General features: G+C 58.0%; 16 protein-coding genes. 7 read left to right on the top strand and 9 right to left on the bottom strand.

Annotation, left to right across the window (positions count from 1 at the left end; translation table 11 throughout):
- Positions 1–13: 13 nt before the first annotated feature.
- Positions 14–2,461, bottom strand: a complete 2,448-nt coding sequence (locus tag CH92_RS08090) for an acyl-CoA dehydrogenase (protein ID WP_025241268.1) — start codon at positions 2,459–2,461, stop codon at positions 14–16.
- Between the two features lie 383 nt (positions 2,462–2,844).
- Between CH92_RS08090 and CH92_RS08095 the strand changes: the two genes are divergently transcribed.
- The 3 genes from CH92_RS08095 to queF all read left to right on the top strand — a co-directional run bounded on the left by CH92_RS08095 (position 2,845) and on the right by queF (position 5,491).
- Positions 2,845–3,777 carry an ABC transporter ATP-binding protein gene (locus CH92_RS08095; protein ID WP_025241269.1) on the top strand — a complete coding sequence of 311 codons (933 nt, stop codon included), beginning with the start codon at positions 2,845–2,847 and terminating at the stop codon, positions 3,775–3,777.
- Positions 3,774–4,553: an ABC transporter permease gene (locus tag CH92_RS08100; RefSeq protein ID WP_025241270.1), complete on the top strand. Its 780-nt coding sequence runs from the start codon at positions 3,774–3,776 to the stop codon at positions 4,551–4,553. Before CH92_RS08095 ends, CH92_RS08100 begins: the two co-directional genes overlap by 4 nt.
- Before the next feature lie 107 nt (positions 4,554–4,660).
- Positions 4,661–5,491 (top strand): NADPH-dependent 7-cyano-7-deazaguanine reductase QueF, encoded by an 831-nt coding sequence (queF, locus tag CH92_RS08105; protein ID WP_025241271.1) that lies wholly within the window; start codon positions 4,661–4,663, stop codon positions 5,489–5,491.
- A gap of 58 nt (positions 5,492–5,549) precedes the next feature.
- On the opposite strand, the gene CH92_RS08110 is transcribed toward queF, so the two are convergent.
- Positions 5,550–5,816, bottom strand: coding sequence for a DUF4404 family protein (locus CH92_RS08110; protein WP_025241272.1), 267 nt, complete (start codon positions 5,814–5,816; stop codon positions 5,550–5,552).
- 218 nt (positions 5,817–6,034) lie between these two features.
- On the opposite strand from CH92_RS08110, the gene CH92_RS08115 reads away from it, so the two are divergent.
- A complete protein-coding gene (locus CH92_RS08115; RefSeq protein WP_025241273.1) occupies positions 6,035–6,736 on the top strand; it encodes an MlaA family lipoprotein in 702 nt (233 codons plus the stop codon).
- An 81-nt stretch (positions 6,737–6,817) separates the two neighbouring features.
- On the opposite strand, the gene CH92_RS08120 is transcribed toward CH92_RS08115, so the two are convergent.
- A complete protein-coding gene (locus CH92_RS08120; RefSeq protein ID WP_025241274.1) occupies positions 6,818–7,117 on the bottom strand; it encodes a PilZ domain-containing protein in 300 nt (99 codons plus the stop codon).
- Between the two features lie 205 nt (positions 7,118–7,322).
- Between CH92_RS08120 and rssB the strand changes: the two genes are divergently transcribed.
- Positions 7,323–8,507: a two-component system response regulator RssB gene (gene rssB, locus CH92_RS08125; protein WP_025241275.1), complete on the top strand. Its 1,185-nt coding sequence runs from the start codon at positions 7,323–7,325 to the stop codon at positions 8,505–8,507.
- A complete protein-coding gene (rssC, locus tag CH92_RS08130) occupies positions 8,504–8,986 on the top strand; it encodes an anti-sigma factor antagonist RssC (RefSeq protein ID WP_025241276.1) in 483 nt (160 codons plus the stop codon). The genes rssB and rssC overlap by 4 nt, the downstream gene beginning before the upstream one ends.
- Position 8,987: 1 nt before the next feature.
- Here rssC and tal read toward each other — a convergent pair whose 3' ends face one another.
- The 5 genes from tal to CH92_RS08155 all read right to left on the bottom strand — a co-directional run bounded on the left by tal (position 8,988) and on the right by CH92_RS08155 (position 15,121).
- Complete coding sequence (tal, locus tag CH92_RS08135; RefSeq protein WP_025241277.1) at positions 8,988–9,914, bottom strand: transaldolase; 927 nt, start codon at positions 9,912–9,914, stop codon at positions 8,988–8,990.
- 124 nt (positions 9,915–10,038) lie between these two features.
- Positions 10,039–10,974 carry a tRNA dihydrouridine(20/20a) synthase DusA gene (dusA, locus tag CH92_RS08140; RefSeq protein ID WP_025241278.1) on the bottom strand — a complete coding sequence of 312 codons (936 nt, stop codon included), beginning with the start codon at positions 10,972–10,974 and terminating at the stop codon, positions 10,039–10,041.
- A 1,040-nt stretch (positions 10,975–12,014) separates the two neighbouring features.
- Positions 12,015–13,535, bottom strand: coding sequence for a tripartite tricarboxylate transporter permease (locus tag CH92_RS08145; RefSeq protein ID WP_025241279.1), 1,521 nt, complete (start codon positions 13,533–13,535; stop codon positions 12,015–12,017).
- 32 nt (positions 13,536–13,567) lie between these two features.
- Positions 13,568–14,002 carry a tripartite tricarboxylate transporter TctB family protein gene (locus CH92_RS08150; protein WP_200869646.1) on the bottom strand — a complete coding sequence of 145 codons (435 nt, stop codon included), beginning with the start codon at positions 14,000–14,002 and terminating at the stop codon, positions 13,568–13,570.
- A gap of 132 nt (positions 14,003–14,134) precedes the next feature.
- Positions 14,135–15,121 carry a Bug family tripartite tricarboxylate transporter substrate binding protein gene (locus tag CH92_RS08155; protein ID WP_025241281.1) on the bottom strand — a complete coding sequence of 329 codons (987 nt, stop codon included), beginning with the start codon at positions 15,119–15,121 and terminating at the stop codon, positions 14,135–14,137.
- A gap of 752 nt (positions 15,122–15,873) precedes the next feature.
- On the opposite strand from CH92_RS08155, the gene CH92_RS08160 reads away from it, so the two are divergent.
- Positions 15,874–17,535 carry a thiamine pyrophosphate-binding protein gene (locus tag CH92_RS08160; RefSeq protein WP_025241282.1) on the top strand — a complete coding sequence of 554 codons (1,662 nt, stop codon included), beginning with the start codon at positions 15,874–15,876 and terminating at the stop codon, positions 17,533–17,535.
- Between the two features lie 451 nt (positions 17,536–17,986).
- Here the strand turns inward: CH92_RS08160 and CH92_RS08165 are convergent, their stop codons facing one another.
- Positions 17,987–18,940, bottom strand: a complete 954-nt coding sequence (locus CH92_RS08165; RefSeq protein ID WP_025241283.1) for a LysR family transcriptional regulator — start codon at positions 18,938–18,940, stop codon at positions 17,987–17,989.
- Positions 18,941–18,951 lie beyond the last annotated feature (11 nt).

The raw sequence follows: 18,951 nt of genomic DNA on the forward strand, positions 1-18,951 counted from the left end.
GGCCCTCGATGGCTCAGCGGATCTTTCCGGGACTCAGCGCTAATGGTTCCTTGGCAAAGTCGTCGACGCTGATGACCTTGCGCCGCGCCGCCTCCGCTGTGGTCAGTTGTTGTGCCTCTTCTGCATCAAGGACACCGGCGACCAGTGCCGCAGCGATCGGATCTTCTCCTGCGGTGGGTTTGAACTCACCGCTCTTAAGCGCTTTATGCAGTTTCTTCTGCAGTGGTTGTGCAGCGGCTATGGTGTCGAAGGCGTCTCGCAAGGCTCCGAAGGCCTCGTCGGTGCCGAGCGGGCGATAGACCCCATCCAAGATTTGCTCCAGCGCCGGATCGCCTTCGGGGCGGCCGAGAATGCCCGCAATTTCGGCATCCAGCATGTCAGACGGACCCTTATGGCGCGCACCGAAGGGGAACACCAAGACCTGCAACACACCGCCGAGGATGCGGTTGGGGAAGTTCGCCAGCGTGTCGGCCAACGCTTGCTCGGCTTTGCACAGGCAATCTTCCATTGCCCAGCGCAGCAGCGGCGCCTGCTCGATTGGGTGGCCAAGGTCGTGGTAGCGCTTGAGCGCCGCGGATGCCAGGTATAGGTGGCTGAGCACATCGCCGAGCCGTGCCGACAAGCGTTCCCGGCGCTTCAGTTCGCCGCCGAGCAACATCATGGACAGGTCCGCGAGCATGGCAAATGCCGCGGCAATCCGGTTCAGTGAACGAAAGTAAGGCCGTGTCAGGTCGTTGCCTGGCGCCTTGCCGAGCAGGCCGAAGGTCAGCCCGAGCACCAATGTGCTGGCCGTGTTGCTGACAGCGAAGCCGACGTGCTGCATTAACAGCTTGTCGAATTTATTCACAGCAGCCTCGCGGTCGGGTTCGTGCACCAACTCCATCTCACGAAGCACGAACGGATGGCAGCGAATCGCACCCTGGCCGAAGATCATCAGGTTGCGCGAGAGGATGTTCGCGCCTTCAACCGTGATCGAGATCGGTGCTGACAGCCACAGGCGGCCAAGGTAGTTGTTCGGTCCCATGATGATCCCTTTGCCGCCGTGGATATCCATGGCGTCGGTGATGCACTCGCGGCCGCGCTCGGTCAGGTGGTATTTGAGGATGGCCGAGAGGACCGAAGGCTTCTCGCCCAGGTCGACCGCGTTGGCTGTCAGAATCCGGGCGCTGTCCATCAGCCAGGCATTGCCGCCGATCCGCGCAAGCGGCTCCTGAATGCCTTCGAACGCCGACAGCGGCACATTGAATTGCTCGCGGATCTGCGCATAACGACCGCTGACGTAGCTGCAGGTCTTGGCCGCGCTCGCGCCGGTAGCCGGCAACGAAATGGAGCGACCGACGGACAGGCAGTTCATCAGCATCATCCAGCCTTTGCCGATCATGTCGCGCCCGCCGATGATGGCTTCCAGCGGGACGAATACGTCTTTGCCCCAGTTAGGGCCATTCATGAAGGCCGCACCCAGGGGGAGGTGGCGACGACCGATCTCGACGCCCGCGGTGTCGGTCGGAATTAGCGCCAGGCTGATGCCGAGTTCCTCCTGATCGCCAAGCAGATGCTCAGGATCGTAGGTCTTGAAGGCCACGCCCAGCAGGGTCGCGACCGGGCCCAGTGTGATGTAGCGCTTTTCCCAATTCAGGCGCAGGCCGATCACTTCCTCGCCCTGCCATTGACCTTTGCAGATCACCCCGCTGTCGTTCATCGCGCCAGCGTCGGAACCTGCATAGGGGCCGGTCAGGGCGAAGCAGGGGATGTCAGTGCCATTGGCCAGGCGCGGCAGATAATGGTTGCGCTGCTCCTCGGTGCCGTAGTGCATCAGTAGCTCGGCTGGCCCCAAGGAGTTGGGTACCATCACGGTCGTCGCAAGATCACCGCTGCGGGTGGCCAGCTTCATGACGATTTGCGAGTGCGCATAGGCCGAAAAGCCTTTGCCGCCGTATTCCTTGGGGATGATCAAGGCGAAGAAGCCTTCGGCCTTGATGTAGTTCCACGCTTCCTCAGGCAGGTCCATTCGCTGGCCGATTTCCCAGTCGCTGACCATCGCGCAGAGGGTTTCGGTTGGGCCGTCGATGAAGGCCTGTTCTTCTGCGGTGAGGGCTGCTTTCGGGTAGTTCAGCAGGACGTCCCAATCGGGTTTGCCACTGAACAGCTGGCCATCCCACCAGACGGTGCCGGCGTCGATGGCATCGCGCTCCGTGTCGGAGATGGGTGGCAGCACCTTCTTGAACCAATCGAACATCGGGCCGCTGAAATACTTGATCCGCAAGTCGGCCACCAGCAATGGGACCGCGACGGCGATCAGCATGAGCCAGAGGATGACCATCAGCCAGGTCGGGGTATCCTCGGCTGCCCCCATTAGCACCAGATACGCCGCGACGATGGCCAGCGCGGGCACAGGGGATAGACGTAGGTGAGCGATGACGGCGATGCCGAGCAGTAATACGAGCAGCCAGAGCAGGGTCATGTGGATTTCCTTGTTGAGCGAATGGCGTCCTACTTGAGCATAGGCTTTTGGGGTGAGCGGTGACGGGACGGAGCAGTGCTACTGATATCAGATAGTGACCGGAACGGGGCTGGCGAGTTCGAGAGTGACCGTAAGGGGTTGTCGCGACGTGTTGCGTTTTAGAGCGGGTTGGTCTTGCTAACGACGGCTGCCTTAGCGCGGGCACGCCGCGCGCATGACAATTGAGCGGGGGCTGCTTTCCCATACGGATCCTGGAGTTATCAGGGCCCTCCATCGCAGGGGTGCAATACTGGCCACGTTGGGACAAAGCCTCGCGCTAATGTTGCAATTGCGCCAAGGTGCCCTTATCTAATCTGAATCTCTCCACGTTGTGTGCATTCTTTATGAGTACTGCTCTGTCCATTCGGCAGTTGACCAAGGTTTACGGAAACGGCTTCGAGGCCCTCAAGGGTATCGATCTGGATGTGGCCGAAGGTGATTTCTTTGCATTGTTAGGCCCCAACGGAGCCGGCAAGTCCACCACCATTGGCATCCTTTCAACGCTGGTGAACAAGACCGGCGGCACGGTCAATGTATTTGGCCGTGATCTTGACCGAGACCCTTCTGGCCTCAAGCGGTGCCTGGGCGTCGTGCCGCAAGAATTCAACTTCAACCAGTTCGAAAAGGCCTTCGACATCCTCGTGACGCAGGCCGGTTACTACGGCATTCCGGCCAAGGTGGCCAAAGAGCGCGCCGAGCAATACCTCAACCAGCTCGGGCTGTGGGACAAGCGCGATGTGTCTTCGCGCATGCTGTCCGGCGGCATGAAACGACGACTGATGATTGCGCGCGCGCTGATCCACCGGCCACGCCTGCTGATTCTCGATGAACCCACCGCCGGCGTGGACATCGAGCTGCGTCGCTCGATGTGGTCATTCCTTACCGAACTCAATCGTGAAGGCATCACCATCATTCTGACGACTCACTATCTGGAAGAGGCCGAGCAGCTGTGCCGCAATATCGGCATCATCGACCACGGAAAAATCGTCAGGAACACCAGCATGCGTGAGCTACTCAAGCAGTTGCATGTCGAGACTTTCCTGCTCGATCTGAAAGAGTCGCAGCTGGTGCCGCCAGAACTCGGCAACTATCCGGCACGTCTGGTCGATCACCACACCCTGGAAGTACAAGTGGACAAGAGCCAGGGCGTGACCGACCTGTTCCGCATGCTTTCGGCGCAGGGCATTGAGGTGCTGAGTCTGCGCAACAAGACCAATCGGTTGGAGGAGTTGTTCGTTTCGATGGTAGAGAACAATCTGCCCAAGGTGGCCAAATGAACGCTGAATTCCGGCCCAATCTGGTTGCACTACAAACCATCGTTCATCGCGAGATTCGTCGCTATACACGAATCTGGCCGCAGACCTTGTTACCCCCAGCAATCACCATGGTGCTGTACTTCGTCATCTTCGGGAATCTGATCGGTGCCCGGATTGGCGAGATGGGTGGCTTCACGTACATGGAGTACATCGTGCCGGGGCTGATCATGATGTCGGTGATCACCAACTCCTACAGCAACGTGGTGTCGAGTTTCTTCAGCAGCAAGTTTCAGCGTTCCATCGAAGAACTGCTGGTTTCGCCGGTGTCCCCGCATGTGATTCTCATCGGCTTTGCATTGGGCGGCATCACTCGTGGACTGGCCGTTGCGTTGATCGTCACGCTGCTGTCGATGTTCTTCACCGATCTGCAGGTCCATCACCTGGGCGTCACACTCCTGGTGATCACCCTGACCTCGACGATCTTCGCGCTGGGTGGATTCATCAATGCGGTGTTCGCACGCAATTTCGATGACATCTCGATCATTCCGACCTTCGTGCTGACGCCCCTGACCTACCTGGGCGGTGTCTTCTACTCGATCACGCTGCTGTCACCGTTCTGGCAGACCTTGTCGCTGGCTAACCCCATCCTGCATATGGTCAATGCGTTCCGCTACGGCATCCTCGGGGTTTCGGACATCCGCATCGGGATCGCTATCAGCTTTATGGCGGTGGCTGCGGTGTTGATGTATTTGTGGTGCATCCGCTTACTCAAGAGCGGCCGTGGAATGCGTCAGTAATTGTCGGGCCCGCCTGTGGGCGTTGTGGCGTCGACCTGGGGGTTTGGCGGTGATAAACGCGGCGGGAACCGATACACTTGCGGTCATTTTTCGTACAGGTTCCTGCCATGCAACACCCCGCCGAACTCTCACCGCTGGGCAAGTCCAGCGCCTATGTTGCGACCTACAGTCCTGAGCAGCTGTTTCCGATTCCACGCGCGCCGAAGTGGGCTGAGTTGGGGCTGACAGCCGATACCTTGCCCTACCGCGGCATAGATATCTGGAATTGCTATGAGCTGTCCTGGCTGCTGCCGTCCGGCAAACCGGTGGTCGCCATTGGCGAGTTCAGCATCCCGGCGGACTCGCCGAACATCATCGAGTCCAAGTCGTTCAAGCTCTATCTGAATTCGCTGAACCAGTCGGTGTTCGACAGCCGCGAGGCCCTTGCGGAGACCATGGCCAGAGACCTGTCGGCCGCAGCAGGCAAGCCCGTCGGTGTGCGCTTGCGGACGCTGGTCGAGGTCGCCCGAGAGGGGATTGCATCGCTGGCGGGACGCTGCATCGATGAGTTGGATGTTGCCATCGAACACTACGACTCGCCACGAGCCGATCTGTTGAGCTGTGACCCGGCACGCCAGGTCGAGGAATGTGTTTACAGCCATCTGTTGAAATCCAACTGTCCTGTTACCGGCCAGCCAGATTGGGGAACAGTGGTCGTCCAGTATCGCGGCGCTGCGCTGGATCACGGCAGTTTACTTGCCTATCTGGTGAGCTTCCGTCAACACGCGGACTTCCATGAGCAGTGCGTGGAGCGCATCTTCCTCGACTTGCAGCGGTTGCTGAAGCCGGAACAGCTGAGCGTCCATGCCCGCTATGTCCGCCGTGGTGGGCTGGATATCAACCCCTACCGCAGCACCGATTTCGACGCGCCGGGCAATGGGCGGCTGGTCCGGCAATAGCGGGCAAATGGAGCGTGGTTCCTGCGCGCTCTGGTCTTCGTGGTTGGCTGCGTTCCGCTCAGATGCCCATGTTGGCCAATGTCTGCATGATGTTGCGCAGCGTCATGGCGGTGTTGGGGTGGCTGACCTCGAAACGCTCCACCGCCAGGTTGACACCATCGACCAGCGAATCGTTCTGGTCCACCACGCCCTGGTTGGCCAGGCGAAGTTCGATGTCGTGGGCGATCACCTGTAGCGATGCACGCTCCTCTTCGGTCAGCGGTGTGTCCTGAGCCAGTTGATTACGCAACTCCGCTAGCTGCGACTGCAGATCATGTTCCGGCATATTGCTTCCCTCTGTGGTTTCGGGGCGATCTAGTCGCCGGCGCTCGATAAATGAAGGGTAAACCAGGGGTCTGGTGTTGTCTTTTCTTTGATGACACACAACGCCGGGAAGTTCGTTGCCGTTCCGCAGGTCCGGACGCTGCCGGAAACGAGTGGAATGGATTTATACTGCTGCGCTTTGATGGACAGACACCACTATCGAACAAGGGGAAGGCCGTGATGCGACTGATCGACAAGGACTGGATCGGATATTTCAGAATGACCCTCGTTGCGGCACTGGCACTGGTCGGCGCTTCGTCGCTGCAGGCGGCTGAGGAAGATCCGTGGGAAGGCGTCAACCGCGTAGTGTTCAATTTCAACGACAAAGTGGACACCTATACCCTCAAGCCGCTCGCGCAGGGTTACCAGAAGGTCACGCCGAACTTCCTCGAAGACGGCATCGGCAACGTGTTCAGCAACCTTGGTGACGTCGTGGTGCTGACCAATGATTTGCTACAAGGCAAGGTCCGCGATGCCGGCATCGACACCAGCCGTATCCTGTTCAACAGCACCTTCGGCGTGCTGGGCTTCTTCGATGTGGCGACCCGCATGGGGCTACAAAAGAACGATGAAGACTTCGGTCAGACCCTGGGTGTCTGGGGGCTGGGCAACGGACCCTATGTCGTATTGCCGCTGCTTGGGCCGAGCACCGTGCGCGACGCGGCGGGGCGCGTGCCTGACTCCTTCCTGCAGCCTTATCCCTACATGGACCATGTGCCGACTCGCAATGTGACCCGAGCGGTGAACGTGGTCGACCTGCGCGCCGGTTTGCTCTCGGCCGAGAAGATGATTACTGGCGACAAATACATCTTCGTCCGCAATGCCTATCTGCAGAATCGTGAGTTCCGCACGCTGGACGGCCAGGTCGAAGACGATTTCTGATCGAGTAGGAGCGTTCTGGCCCGCGCTGTCAGCCCCACGCAGCCGGCTGTGGGGCGTAACAATGGTAGGAGCAGTTGCCGCTTAGCTCATCGAGAGGATGGTCAACCCAAGGCTTTGTCGACCATCTCCATGGGTGTCGACCCGTACCACCTCGGTTTCAGCTTCCAGACCCTTCAGTTCCTTGTGTTCGGAAGGGATGTGCACCTGCACTTTGTCGCCGATTTGCAGGTGTGTCGCCGCAAGCACCTGCATGCCGGTGCTTGAAAGATCCTGACAGATCGCCTCGTAATGCTGCCCGTCTTGAACGAGGGTGATCGCGGTCTCGATCTGCATACGGATGAAGTCGCGTTTTTCGCTGTAGTCCCGATCAGTCTGGGTCATCTTTTTCGTCCTCTAAGTTCTGCTTGTGCCCGTTCTTATAACGCCCGCCAATTCGACCTGTAAAGCACAGACGGAGCGGGCGTGCTCGGCTTGAAACGCAGATCGTATGGGAGTACCGTCTGCGCCTTGAAAAGATCCCTTGCCCAGCGTTCGCGCGGGGCCGATGCTTTCGCCAATCATCCTGGCGATACCGCCTGGTAGGAACATGCACAACCCAAGCGCGACCCTGCTGATCATAGATGACGACGATGTGGTACGAGCCAGTCTGGCCGCCTATCTGGATGACAGTGGTTTCAAGGTCCTGCAGGCGCCCAATGGGCGGCGGGGCATGGAGCTGTTTGACGCCGAGCGGCCTGACCTGGTGATCTGCGATCTGCGCATGCCGCAGATGGATGGCCTGGAGCTTATCCGGCTGATCAGCGAGCGCCAGGTCGACCTTCCGGTTATCGTGGTGTCCGGCGCCGGTGTGATGAGCGATGCGGTGGAGGCGCTGCGTCTGGGGGCAGCCGACTACCTGATAAAGCCTCTCGAAGACCTGGCGATGCTGGAACATTCGGTTCGCCGGGCGCTCGATCGTTCACGGTTGCGCCTGGAGAACCGTCGCTATCGTGAGCAACTGGAAACGGCCAACCGCGACCTGCAGGCCAGCTTGCATCTGTTGCAGGAAGACCAGGATGCCGGTCGCCAGGTACAGATGAACATGCTGCCGGTCACGCCGTGCAGCCTCGACGATTTCAACTTCGCCCACCAGATTATTCCGTCTCTCTATCTCTCTGGAGATTTCGTCGATTATTTCCGGGTCGATGAGCATCGTATCGGCTTCTATCTGGCCGATGTTTCCGGCCACGGCGCCTCTTCAGCATTCGTCACTGTCTTGCTGAAGTTCATGACCACGCGCTTGCTGTACGAGTCCCGGCGGGGAGGGACTCTGCGCGCGTTCAAGCCGTCCGAGGTGCTCGATCACATCAACCGCGGGCTGATCAACTGCAAGCTTGGCAAGCACGTGACCATGCTCGGTGGAGTGATCGATCAAGAGCGCAACCTGTTGCATTACAGCATCGGCGGACATCTTCCGATGCCAGTGCTCTACACCGGCGAAACGGCGAGATACCTGGAGGGGCGAGGCTTGCCGGTTGGCCTGTTCGTCGAGGCGACCTACGATAACTATGAAATCGAACTTCCGGACTCGTTCAGCTTGACCCTGCTTTCCGATGGCATTCTGGACCTTTTGCCGGGCGAAGCCCTCAAAGATAAGGAAGCAGGACTGCCCGGCCTGATCTGCGAAGCAGGCGGTACGTTGGAAGGGCTTCAGCGAGTATTTGGCTTGGCCGATCTGGAGGATATGCCCGATGACATCGCGTTGCTGGTTTTGAGCAGGAATCTTGCATGAGCACTGGTAAAATCCAGTTCGCGGAGCAGGACGGTACGTTCGTTCTCAAGTTCGTCGGCGAAATCCGGCTGACACTTTGCTCGGCGTTGGATGCAACGATCGAGAAGATTTTTTCGTCGCTGGATTTCTCATCGATCGTTATCGATCTCACCGAGAGCCGTAGCATCGACAGCACGACGCTTGGACTGCTGGCCAAACTCTCGATTCTTTCGCGGCAGAAGGTCGGCATGTTGCCGACGCTTGTAACCACGCACGCCGACATCACCCGTCTGCTGCAGTCGATGGGCTTCGATCAGGTCTTCAATATCGTCGACCAGCCGTTGCCATCGCCTGAACAGCTCGCTGATCTGCCGAGCCAGGACCAGTCCGAAGAAGTGGTGAAGAACAAGGTACTTGAGGCTCACCGCATCCTGATGAGCCTCAATGAATCCAATCGCGAGGCGTTTCGCGACCTCGTGACGGCGCTGGAACGCTCCTGACTCAGCGCTTCGCTTCTAGCAGCGCCTCGAGCTTCTCCTGATCGCGCGCGAACTGGCGAATACCCTCGGCCAGCTTCTCCGTAGCCATCGGATCCTCGTTCAATCCCCAGCGGAAACTATTTTCATCCAATGCGATGCGCGGCTCTGATGCGCGGCCCGGCGAGAGCTTGCGCTCCAGCGGCCCTTCTTCCTGAGCCAGCTGGCTGAGCAATTCGGGGCTGATAGTCAGGCGATCGCAGCCTGCCAAGGCTTCGATTTGCCCGGTATTACGGAAGCTCGCCCCCATCACCACGGTCTTGTAGCCGTGCGCCTTGTAATAGTCGTAGATACGGCTGACCGACTGCACGCCTGGGTCTTCAGTGCCTGTGTAGTCGCGACTTTCATGCTTCTTGTACCAGTCATAGATGCGACCCACGAACGGTGAAATGAGAAACACGCCGGCTTCGGCGCAAGCCACGGCCTGGGTAAAGCAGAACAGCAGGGTCAGGTTGGTCTGGATGCCGGACTTCTCCAGATGCTCGGCCGCGCGGATGCCTTCCCAAGTAGAGGCCAGTTTGATCAGCACGCGATCACGGGATACGCCCGCCTGCTCATACAGACCGATCAGGCGTTCGCCGCGCTGGACCATCGCTTCGGTATCGAAGGAAAGGCGTGCATCGACCTCGGTGGAAACGCGTCCGGGAATCAGCTTGAGCACTTCCTGTCCTACCGCGACAGCAAACAGATCGCAGCCCAGCCCGATATCGCCGGCGCAGCGGGACATCGCCGACTGCAGATGTTCCGCGTAGCGGGGCAGGGCAGCGGCCTTGAGCAGCAGCGACGGGTTGGTGGTGGCGTCTACCGGCTGCAGACGGGTGATGGCATCGAGATCGCCAGTGTCGGCGACGACGGTGGTGAACTGCTTGAGGTGTTCCAGCTTGGATGTCATGGGAGCGCTCTATCCTCTGAGTTGGCAGGACCTTAACCCGAGGCCACCGAGCCGCTCAATAAGCGGATGGTCCGGGCGGACTGCACTTGGATTGAAAATGTACCCGGGTGTTCCTTGAATATTGTCAGTGCCCTTCGAGCAGGCGGGTCGCCTGATCCAGCAGCGCCAGGGGTTCCTTGGTTTTGTGAATATCGACTGAGAGCAATTGGCGAAAGCGGCGCGCACCGGGGAAGCCCTGGCCGAGACCCAATACATGTCGAGTGATGTGATGCATTGACCCACCAGCCTCCAGATGCCGCTGGATATAGGGCTGCATCCGCCTCAGCGCATCGGAGCGGCTGATGACGGGCTCCTGACTGTTGAATAACCGGTTGTCTACTTGCGCAAGCAGGTATGGATTGTGATACGCCTCGCGACCGAGCATCACGCCATCGAAGCGCTCCAGATGCGCTTCGCATTCATCCAATGTTTTGATACCGCCGTTGAGGATGATCTCAAGGTCCGGGAAATCTGCTTTGAGCCGGGCGGCCACTTCGTAACGCAGCGGCGGGACTTCGCGATTTTGCTTTGGCGACAACCCTTCGAGGATGGCGATTCGCGCATGCACGGTAAAGCTGCGGCAGCCAGCCTCGCGTACTTGACCAACGAAGTCGCAGAGCTCGCTATAACTGTCGCGCCCGTTGATACCAATCCGATGCTTTACCGTTACGTCGATCCCGACGGCATCTCGCATCGCTTTTACGCAATCGGCCACCAATGCCGGATGCGCCATGAGACACGCACCGATCAGGTTGTTCTGCACGCGATCGCTAGGGCAACCGACGTTGAGGTTCACTTCGTCGTAATTCGCCGCTTCGGCCATTTTCGCGCAGGCAGCCAGTTCCGCCGGCACACTCCCGCCGAGCTGTAGCGCCAGCGGGTATTCCACCTCGTCGTGACGCAGAAAGCGCCCGGCATCGCCATTGATCAGCGCGCCGGTAGTGACCATTTCGGTGTAGAGCAGGGCATGGCGGGACAGCTGCCTTAGAAAATACCGGCAATGTCTGTCAGTCCAATCCATCATTGGGGCGACACTAAAACGCCTATCTACTGTAGGCCGCGTATTCTCTGGGCTTGACCGGGAAGTTGTCATTTTTAATCGTTAAATATTTGATGGATTTTGGTGGTTTATCATGGAAAATCCGTGCGTTTTGGCAGCTTGCTAATAAATTAACCACCTCCAGAAATGCTTTTACCATGCACGGAGAAGCGCGCTAGCTGGCAACGATCAGAGCTAGGAAGAAACGGGATGGATCGGTGGTTCACACGGCCCAAATCCGTATCAGGAGAGTGGTGTCCAATTCTATCAGTAGAGCCAAAGTTTCGAGCGCAAAAAGCTGCCGGGCTCTAGGCCAAACGCCTCGGCTTGAAACTCGACTGGGCCGGCGTTTATGTCGCCAGCGCTGCCGATGGCCAGCCGATGAATAGCCAGGCCGCGCTATCTGGCGTTTGAACAGCCGCGCACCGGGCCGACTTGGCATCATTCGCGTTTACCCGCACTACACTCGATGCGCTGCGCCTGCCATGACTTGTTTGATGCGACCAATCCGAACCTATCGGCCTTCGAGAGATCCGCTGCAAGCTGATCATATGGCACGGGCTCGCCGATCCACACATCTCACCGGCCAATACCGTCGCATCGCACAAGGCGATGATCGAGCCAACGTGCAGGCATTCGGGCGCCTTTACTTGCTGCCAGGTGTCGCCCACTGCGGTAATGGTCTGGGACCAAGCAGTCTCGTTTTGCTGACGCCCATCGATTGATAAATAACAGTCTGTTTCAGATCTGGATTCGGGCCGGGGTTCTCTCCCAAGCGACATGCTTGGAAATCGCAGTCTGTTCTAGCAAGACCGAGCGAAGGGGTATCTTTCGAGACTCTCTTGCCGGCCTGGCTACTACACAGCTCGTAGTAGCGAGTCGATAGGTGGGCTTAATTCGAAAGCGCGCCGTTACCACCTCTAATAATGCCAATTCGGGCGCAGCGACGCCGGCCGGAATCGCCGAGGCTGAAGCGGCTCCTGTTCTTGGTGAAACGCTTCTTGGCCTCTTCGCTGGGTGGCTTACCTTGTTCTCTCCTCTTCGGCATTTACTGACGTGTCGGGCTGAGTCGGACGTCGTCGCGCGGTCACGTAGCGATGCAGCGCTAGCGAGATCGAACCCAGCGTCAGGGCAATAAAGAACCAGGTTATCGGGCCGCGTACGAAAATCGACAGATCGTTGTCACCAATCAATAGTGATCGGCGCAAGTTGCTCTCAAACATCGGCCCTAAGATGAAGCCAATCAAGAACGGGGCGGTAGGAATTCCCGCCCGGCTAAAGATATAACCCATCACCCCGAAGCCCATCATTAGCCACACATCGAACGAGTCGTTGTTCACGGCGTAGGCACCGTAGACGCAAAACATCAGCACTATGGGGAAGAGGATACTCTTGGGAATGTCGGCGATTAGCGAGAAATATTTGATCGCACCATTACCCACCACCAGCAACACTAGCGAGCTGAACATGATGCCCATGAACAATGCGTAGATCAGTGGTAGATTTTCCTGGAACAGGAGCGGGCCGGGAGTTAGGCCGTGCACCATGAACGCGCCGAGGATGATGGCGGTGATCACGTCGCCAGGAATGCCGAGCGACAGCAGCGGGATCAGGGTCGCCCCAGCCACGCCGTTGTTGCCGGCCTCTGCGGCTGCCACGCCTTCTACCTCACCTTTGCCGAAATTATCCCGCCGGGGCGAGCGCCGCTTGGCATCGCTGTAGGAGATAAAAGCTGCGGCGGTAGCTCCGGTACCAGGAATGGCACCGATAATCACGCCGATCAGACTGCCGCGGATAATGCTCTTCATACAACGCTTGAGCTCGACCCAGGAAAGTCCGGCCCCGCTGGCCTTGGCCTTGATGTGCGGCACCGCTTTCTTGCGATAGAACTCGATAATTTCCGGTATCGCGAACAGCCCAATGAGCAGGGGAATGAATGAGATGGAGTCCATCAGGTTGTAGTTGCCGAAGGTTAATCGTTGTGAGCCGAAAACATCATCCAGTCCCACTAGCGAGAGCAAAATCCCCATCAGAGCCGCCAGCAGGCCCTTGATCATCGAGCCGCTGGCTAGCGAGATGATGATGGTCAGCGAGAAGCAGATCAGCCAGAAAAACTCGGGAGCGCCGAAATTAAGAGCAATTTCAGCCAAGTAAGCGGCAAAGAAGATGAGGGCAATGTTGGAAATAAAATCGGCTATTACCGAAGAATAAAGAGCTGTCTTAAGCGCCTTCTTGGCGTGCCCCTGTTGGGCCATTGGATAGCCGTCGAGCAATGTGCAGGCTGATGCAGGCGAACCCGGCGTACGGATTAAAATCGCGGTAATAGAGCCCCCGTACATGCCGCCCTTATAAATGCCGACCAAGAGCAAAATGGCCGCTACGGGCTGCATCGAGAAGGTGAACGGTAATGCCAATGCCACCGCCATTGTTGCCGTGAGGCCAGGGATTGCTCCAACAACTACTCCTATTAGCACGCCTATCGAGATCGCCAGAAAGTTTTCCCAGGCAAGGAAGAGCTGCATTACTTCTGATAAATTTTCCATATATAGCTCATGCTGGATTTAAGCTTTGCCTGTCAGAACGGTAAACCCGGTAGGGGCACGTTCATAACTTTGACGAAGAAAAGAGTGACGGCTATAGGAAAGACGATGGCCAGCCCATATACCCACCAAGTGCGTACGGGATGCGCGATGAACAAGATCAGCATGGCCAATATGCTACTGGCCATAGCGCCCAAGGTCTCGAATAGAGCTACGTAAGCCAGTAGTGCGCCTACCATTAGAAAAAAACGCCGTGGCGGCCCTTTTATGATTTTGCGGCCATCGTCCTTTTCGGTGTTATCGACCAGCATCCCCTGTAGAAGCAGCAAGAGGGAAAAGCCAAGCAACAGCCACCCCACGATACTTGGCAGCCAGCGCGGCGACATCATAGGGTTCTGCAAGATTGGTGGCTCGGCGATATGGTTGGGCACCAGATAAAACAGTAAGAACAGGGAAATGCTCAGCAACACGGCGCCCGCCAGAGCGTCCCCGGGGTCCCGTACTAGCCCACCTAGCCTGCGACCGGATGTAAACATAGCTACCTCTCTTGAGACAGGCGAGGATAGGGCCTCGCCCAGTCCATTGGTTGAGCGGTCGAGGTGTTATTGGCTGATGCCTGCCTGTTCAGCTACTTTCTGCCAGCGCACCACATCGGCGGCGATGAACTTTCGGAATTCTTCACCTGATACCTGGCCGGGTTCGGCACCCAGTTGGGACACGAAGTCGAGGAACTCCTGACGCTGCATTACGGTATCAAGCGCTTTTCTCATGGTGTCCTGCGCTTCCTGCGGGAATGTCTTATGAGCGATCAGGCCGAACCAAGCGGTAGTCACGAATTGGTCAAGGTTATAGTCCCCAACTTCACGGAGTGTCGGCACGTCCGGCAAGTATTTGGAGCGCTCGGCAGATGTAACAGCCAAGGCCTTTAAATCACCAGACTTGATGTGTGACAGCACGGCTGGCATGTTCTCGAATGACACGTCGACATCCCCGCTCAGAAGCGCCGGAAGAGACGCCGCGCTACCAGCGAACGGGACGGCCGTCATTTTGGCTCCGGTCAGGGTCTTGAACAGCTCGCCGGACATATGGATGGAACTACCCACGCCGCTGTGACTGAAGGCCATGTTCTTCTCTTTGGCCGCTTCCACGAACTCGGCTACGCTGTTGTAGGGGCTATTGGCCGGAACAACCATGACGTTGGGTATGTCGATCAGGTTTTGCAGGAAGGTAAAGTCTTCGACCGGATCGTAGGCTAGGCCAGGATAAATTGCCGCTCCGATTGTGAGGCCCGCCGAGCCCATCAGCAGGGTGTGATCTATACCACGTCCTCCCCGAGCGAAGCGTCCCGTCGCCACGGTTGAACCTGCTCCTGGACGATTTTCGACTACTACATTGGCGTCCAGTACATCCCCAAGCAGATCGGCGACCCTACGAGACAATACGTCAGTCGTGCCGCCTGGTGCGTAAGGCACCACTAGCCGTATGTCGTCGCTCGGCCATTCAGCGGCATGTGCCGTAGAGATAGAAGTTGCCATCGCGACGACTCCGTAACATGCCGCCAGGCTAGCTGTTCTCAGGAATTTTTTCATTCGTTCACCTCTATCGGCTTGAGCCGAATATTTATTGTTTTGATCTTCTGAGCAGTTGCTCTTTTGATTGGTGAATAAGTTACCCCGGGCGAATGCCCTCGATTGCCAGTTGCTCGCGCTGCAAGCTGCTATTAATTAGTCGTTCGCCCAACTACCGCGTCACCTCTAATGCTTATTTCAAGTGCCTGCCAACTACTCGTGTTCATGTTGCTGGGGCTTATTGGCAGGTCCCGCTCTATGTCGGCTTCATGAGACCGCGACGTCATAAGGAAACGGAAGCATCCGTAGGGCATATGAGCGGGTGGCTTCGACTGGCTTGTATTCTGCGGTTAAAGAAAGGCTTCGGATACCTGACCCACCTGCATAGCTGCTATGCGCTTACCGCTACTGATTCCCTTCAGATTGCCTCACATACTCCTCAGCGATGTCGCTTAGTGACGTCAAACGTATTCAAACAACGGCTCACCAGCGAGGTAGAGGCAGTACCCCGTTGTTGGTACAGCGGTATGGCACGTCAGCCAACGCGAGACATTCAGGGCGTCCTGCTTCGATGAGGATACTGGCGCAGTACCGCGGCACTGCCATGGTTTTCTGGCCCCTGGCAACAGAGCTTGGTGCGCTCCGGTGCCCGCCTGACCATCGCCTCGCTCGTCCAGGCCGCAACCATAGGGCTATGGGTTACCTACGCCTATGAACAGGTCTTCGTCGTCTCTTTATCCCTGCCGGAAACGCAACAAGGAAATTGAAAACTCATGTCCCATACTTCGAAAGGCCGTCACGGCGGTGAAATTCTCGTACAGGCGTTGGTCTGCAATGCGGTCGATACGCTTTACTGTGTTCCAGGCGAAAGCTACCTGCCGGTACTCGATGCGTTGCACGATAAGCGTTCGATCAGAACCGTCGTTACCCGACATGAAGGCGCTGCCTCGAACATGGCCGACGCCTACGGCAAGCTCACCGGTCGTCCGGGTATCTGCTTCGTGACCCGCGGTCCGGGTGCGACTCATGCCAGCAATGGCGTGCACACGGCCAAACAGGATTCGACCCCTATGATTCTGTTTGTTGGTCAGATCGAGAGCAGTTTCAAGGGGCGCGAGGCTTTTCAGGAGGTTGATTATCGCCAGATGTTCGGCGACCTCGCCAAATGGGTTACCGAGATAGACAGCATCGAACGTATCCCGGAAATCGTCAGCAAGGCATTCAGCATTGCGATGTCGGGTCGCCCGGGACCGGTAGTGATTGGCTTGCCGGAACAAGTACTGTTCGGCACCGCGGACGTGGCTGATCTGCCAGCGGTGCGCATCGCCCGTGCATCGCCCGAACCGCAGGCTCTGGAGGAGTTGCGTAGTGTGTTGGGGAGTGCGAGCAAACCCTTGGTAATTGTTGGTGGGACCGGCTGGGATACCTCATCGACCGAGGCCTTTCAACAGTTCATACAAGCCAATGACTTGCCTGTTGCCTCCTCGTTTCGGCGCCAAGACCTGCTCGATAACCGTGATCGGCATTATGTGGGCCAGTTGGGGCTCGGCACGTCACCAAAATTGCTAGAGCGGGTCGATGAGGCAGATCTTCTGTTGGTGATTGGTTCGCGATTGAGCGAAACCGTTTCGCAAGGGTATGGGCTGATTACTTCTCCAGCGACGCGGCAGAAATTGATTCATGTGCACCCGGACCCTGAAGAGCTCAACCGTGTTTACCGTGCCGAACTACCGATCCTCTCGGCCCTCAGCACCTTTGCTCACGCTGCGGCCGCGCTCGAACCGCTGGACACCAGTCGCTGGGCAAGTTGGACTGCCGCGGCGAGGGCGGACTATGTGCAGCATTCCACGCCGCCTGTTGCTCACGTGCAATTGGATGGAGTTGATATGGGCGCGGTGGTCGCCCATTTGAACGACGTGCTGCCGGACGACGCGATCATTACCAACGGAGCGGGCAACTACACCGTATGGGTGCATCGTTTCTATCGCTACCGTAAGCCCGCAACTGAACTGGCCCCAACTAACGGCGCCATGGGCTACGGTTTGCCGGCCGCGATCGCCGCCAAGCTATATGCACCCGAGCGTTCCGTGGTGTGCTTCGCTGGCGATGGCTGTTTCATGATGTACCCGCAGGAGCTAGCCACCGCCATGCAGTACGGCGCGCCAATCGTGGTGATCGTGGTCAACAACGGCATGTTGGCGACCATCCGTATGCACCAGGAGCGTGAGTACCCGGGCCGCATCTCGGCGACAGAATTGGTCAATCCTGACTTTGTCGCTCTGGCCAAGGCTTTCGGTGCCTACGCCGAACGGGTCGATCGCACCGAGGATTTCGCAGCCGCGTTTGCCCGTGCACGCGAGTCTGGTATTCCGGCTCTGCTCGATTTGCGCACTGATCCCAAACAAATCACTCCGCAGGCGCGCCTTGATGGATAACACTGAAATGGTTCTTGGCGAGATGGTGATCGGCCAGAGAACGGTCGTAGGGCAGTGATACTACGCAGGCAATTGCCGCTGCGACGGGCAAGCCATTGCCACCCACGTTTGATGGCAGCACTTTGGCTGATGTCGACAGCGCTTGTGAATTGGCTAACAGCGCATTCGATCCGTAGCGGCGTTAAGTGACATCAGATACTAGGAGAGGGTGTGATCCAGGTTGGCCAAGCGGGCGATCCGGATGGGGGCTTTCAGGCACGCGCTGCGGTGTTTCGTAACGAGTTGGCTAGTTTTCTGGCTCAACAGCAATCAGCTCAGGAGAATTTTGCCCTAGCGCGCTGTTGGTCGAGTGCGACAGTGCCGAGGAATTGCAACTCGGCGTCAGACCGTCGGAGACCAGTTGACCGTGACCTTGCATGGGCATTGTGGCACTTGCGTGACGGCGTACCGATCAAGGACTAGGTGTTGCCTGGCCGGGTACCGGTGAGCATGCGCCCGGCCACATGCCCTGTTCGACCATATCAGTGGCGCGTTGTCGGATGATTTGCGAGACGACCCAGAGCCCGTCGGCGGCTATCCGATTTTTCGGCCATACCATGGCGATTGTGCGTTGCACGTCATGGCCTGCCAGACGGTACGTTTTCAAACGGCCGGCCTGTACCTCTTCGATCACAGCGGCTTCAGGTAGGACCGTGCAGCCGCATTTCTCCAGAACAAGGCGTTTAGTGATCGAAATCGAGCCGTCACACTCCAGCGCGACGTTGCTCGAAAAACCATGGCGATTGGCCAACGACTCGACCAACAAGCGCAAGCCATGGTGGGTGCTAGGCAAAATCAATGGAATATCGCCAAGTTCACAGACATCGACGCTATCGCCCGGCAGCGGATAATCGGCGGGTGTGATTAGACGCACGCTTTCAATGAGTAAAGGATCGTATTGCAGCGCTCCGGGATGCTCGGGCAGATACAGCAGGGCGATATCGACCAGGCCTTCGCTGAGACGGGGCAGGATGTCGGCGGCAAGGCCCTCGATGAAGCGGACCTGAGTCAGCGGATACCGCGCCTTGAGATCATGACCCAGCCGCCCGAAGAGAATTCGGGCAATGGTCGGCTGGGCAGCGATGCACAGTTTAGAGGGCCCCTGATGGGCGCTATCACGCATAGCCCGCTCGGCCTCCGACAGGGTGGCGCTCAGAGTCATGGCGAAACCCAGCAACTGTTTGCCACGATCGGTCAACGTCACGCCACGCCCGCTGCGGTGGAACAGTCGGACACCCAGGTTGGCTTCCAGCAGCCCGACCCGGCGGCTTATTGTCGATTGATCGGCGCCAAGCGTAATGGCGGCGCGGGAAATGCTCGCGCTTTTGGCGACCTGGGCGAAGAGTTCGAGGTCATCCGAGTTCATACGTGCTCCGG

Origin of the sequence: Stutzerimonas stutzeri, from assembly GCF_000590475.1 — a bacterium.
In the GTDB taxonomy this organism is placed as follows: Bacteria; Pseudomonadota; Gammaproteobacteria; order Pseudomonadales; family Pseudomonadaceae; genus Stutzerimonas; species Stutzerimonas stutzeri_D.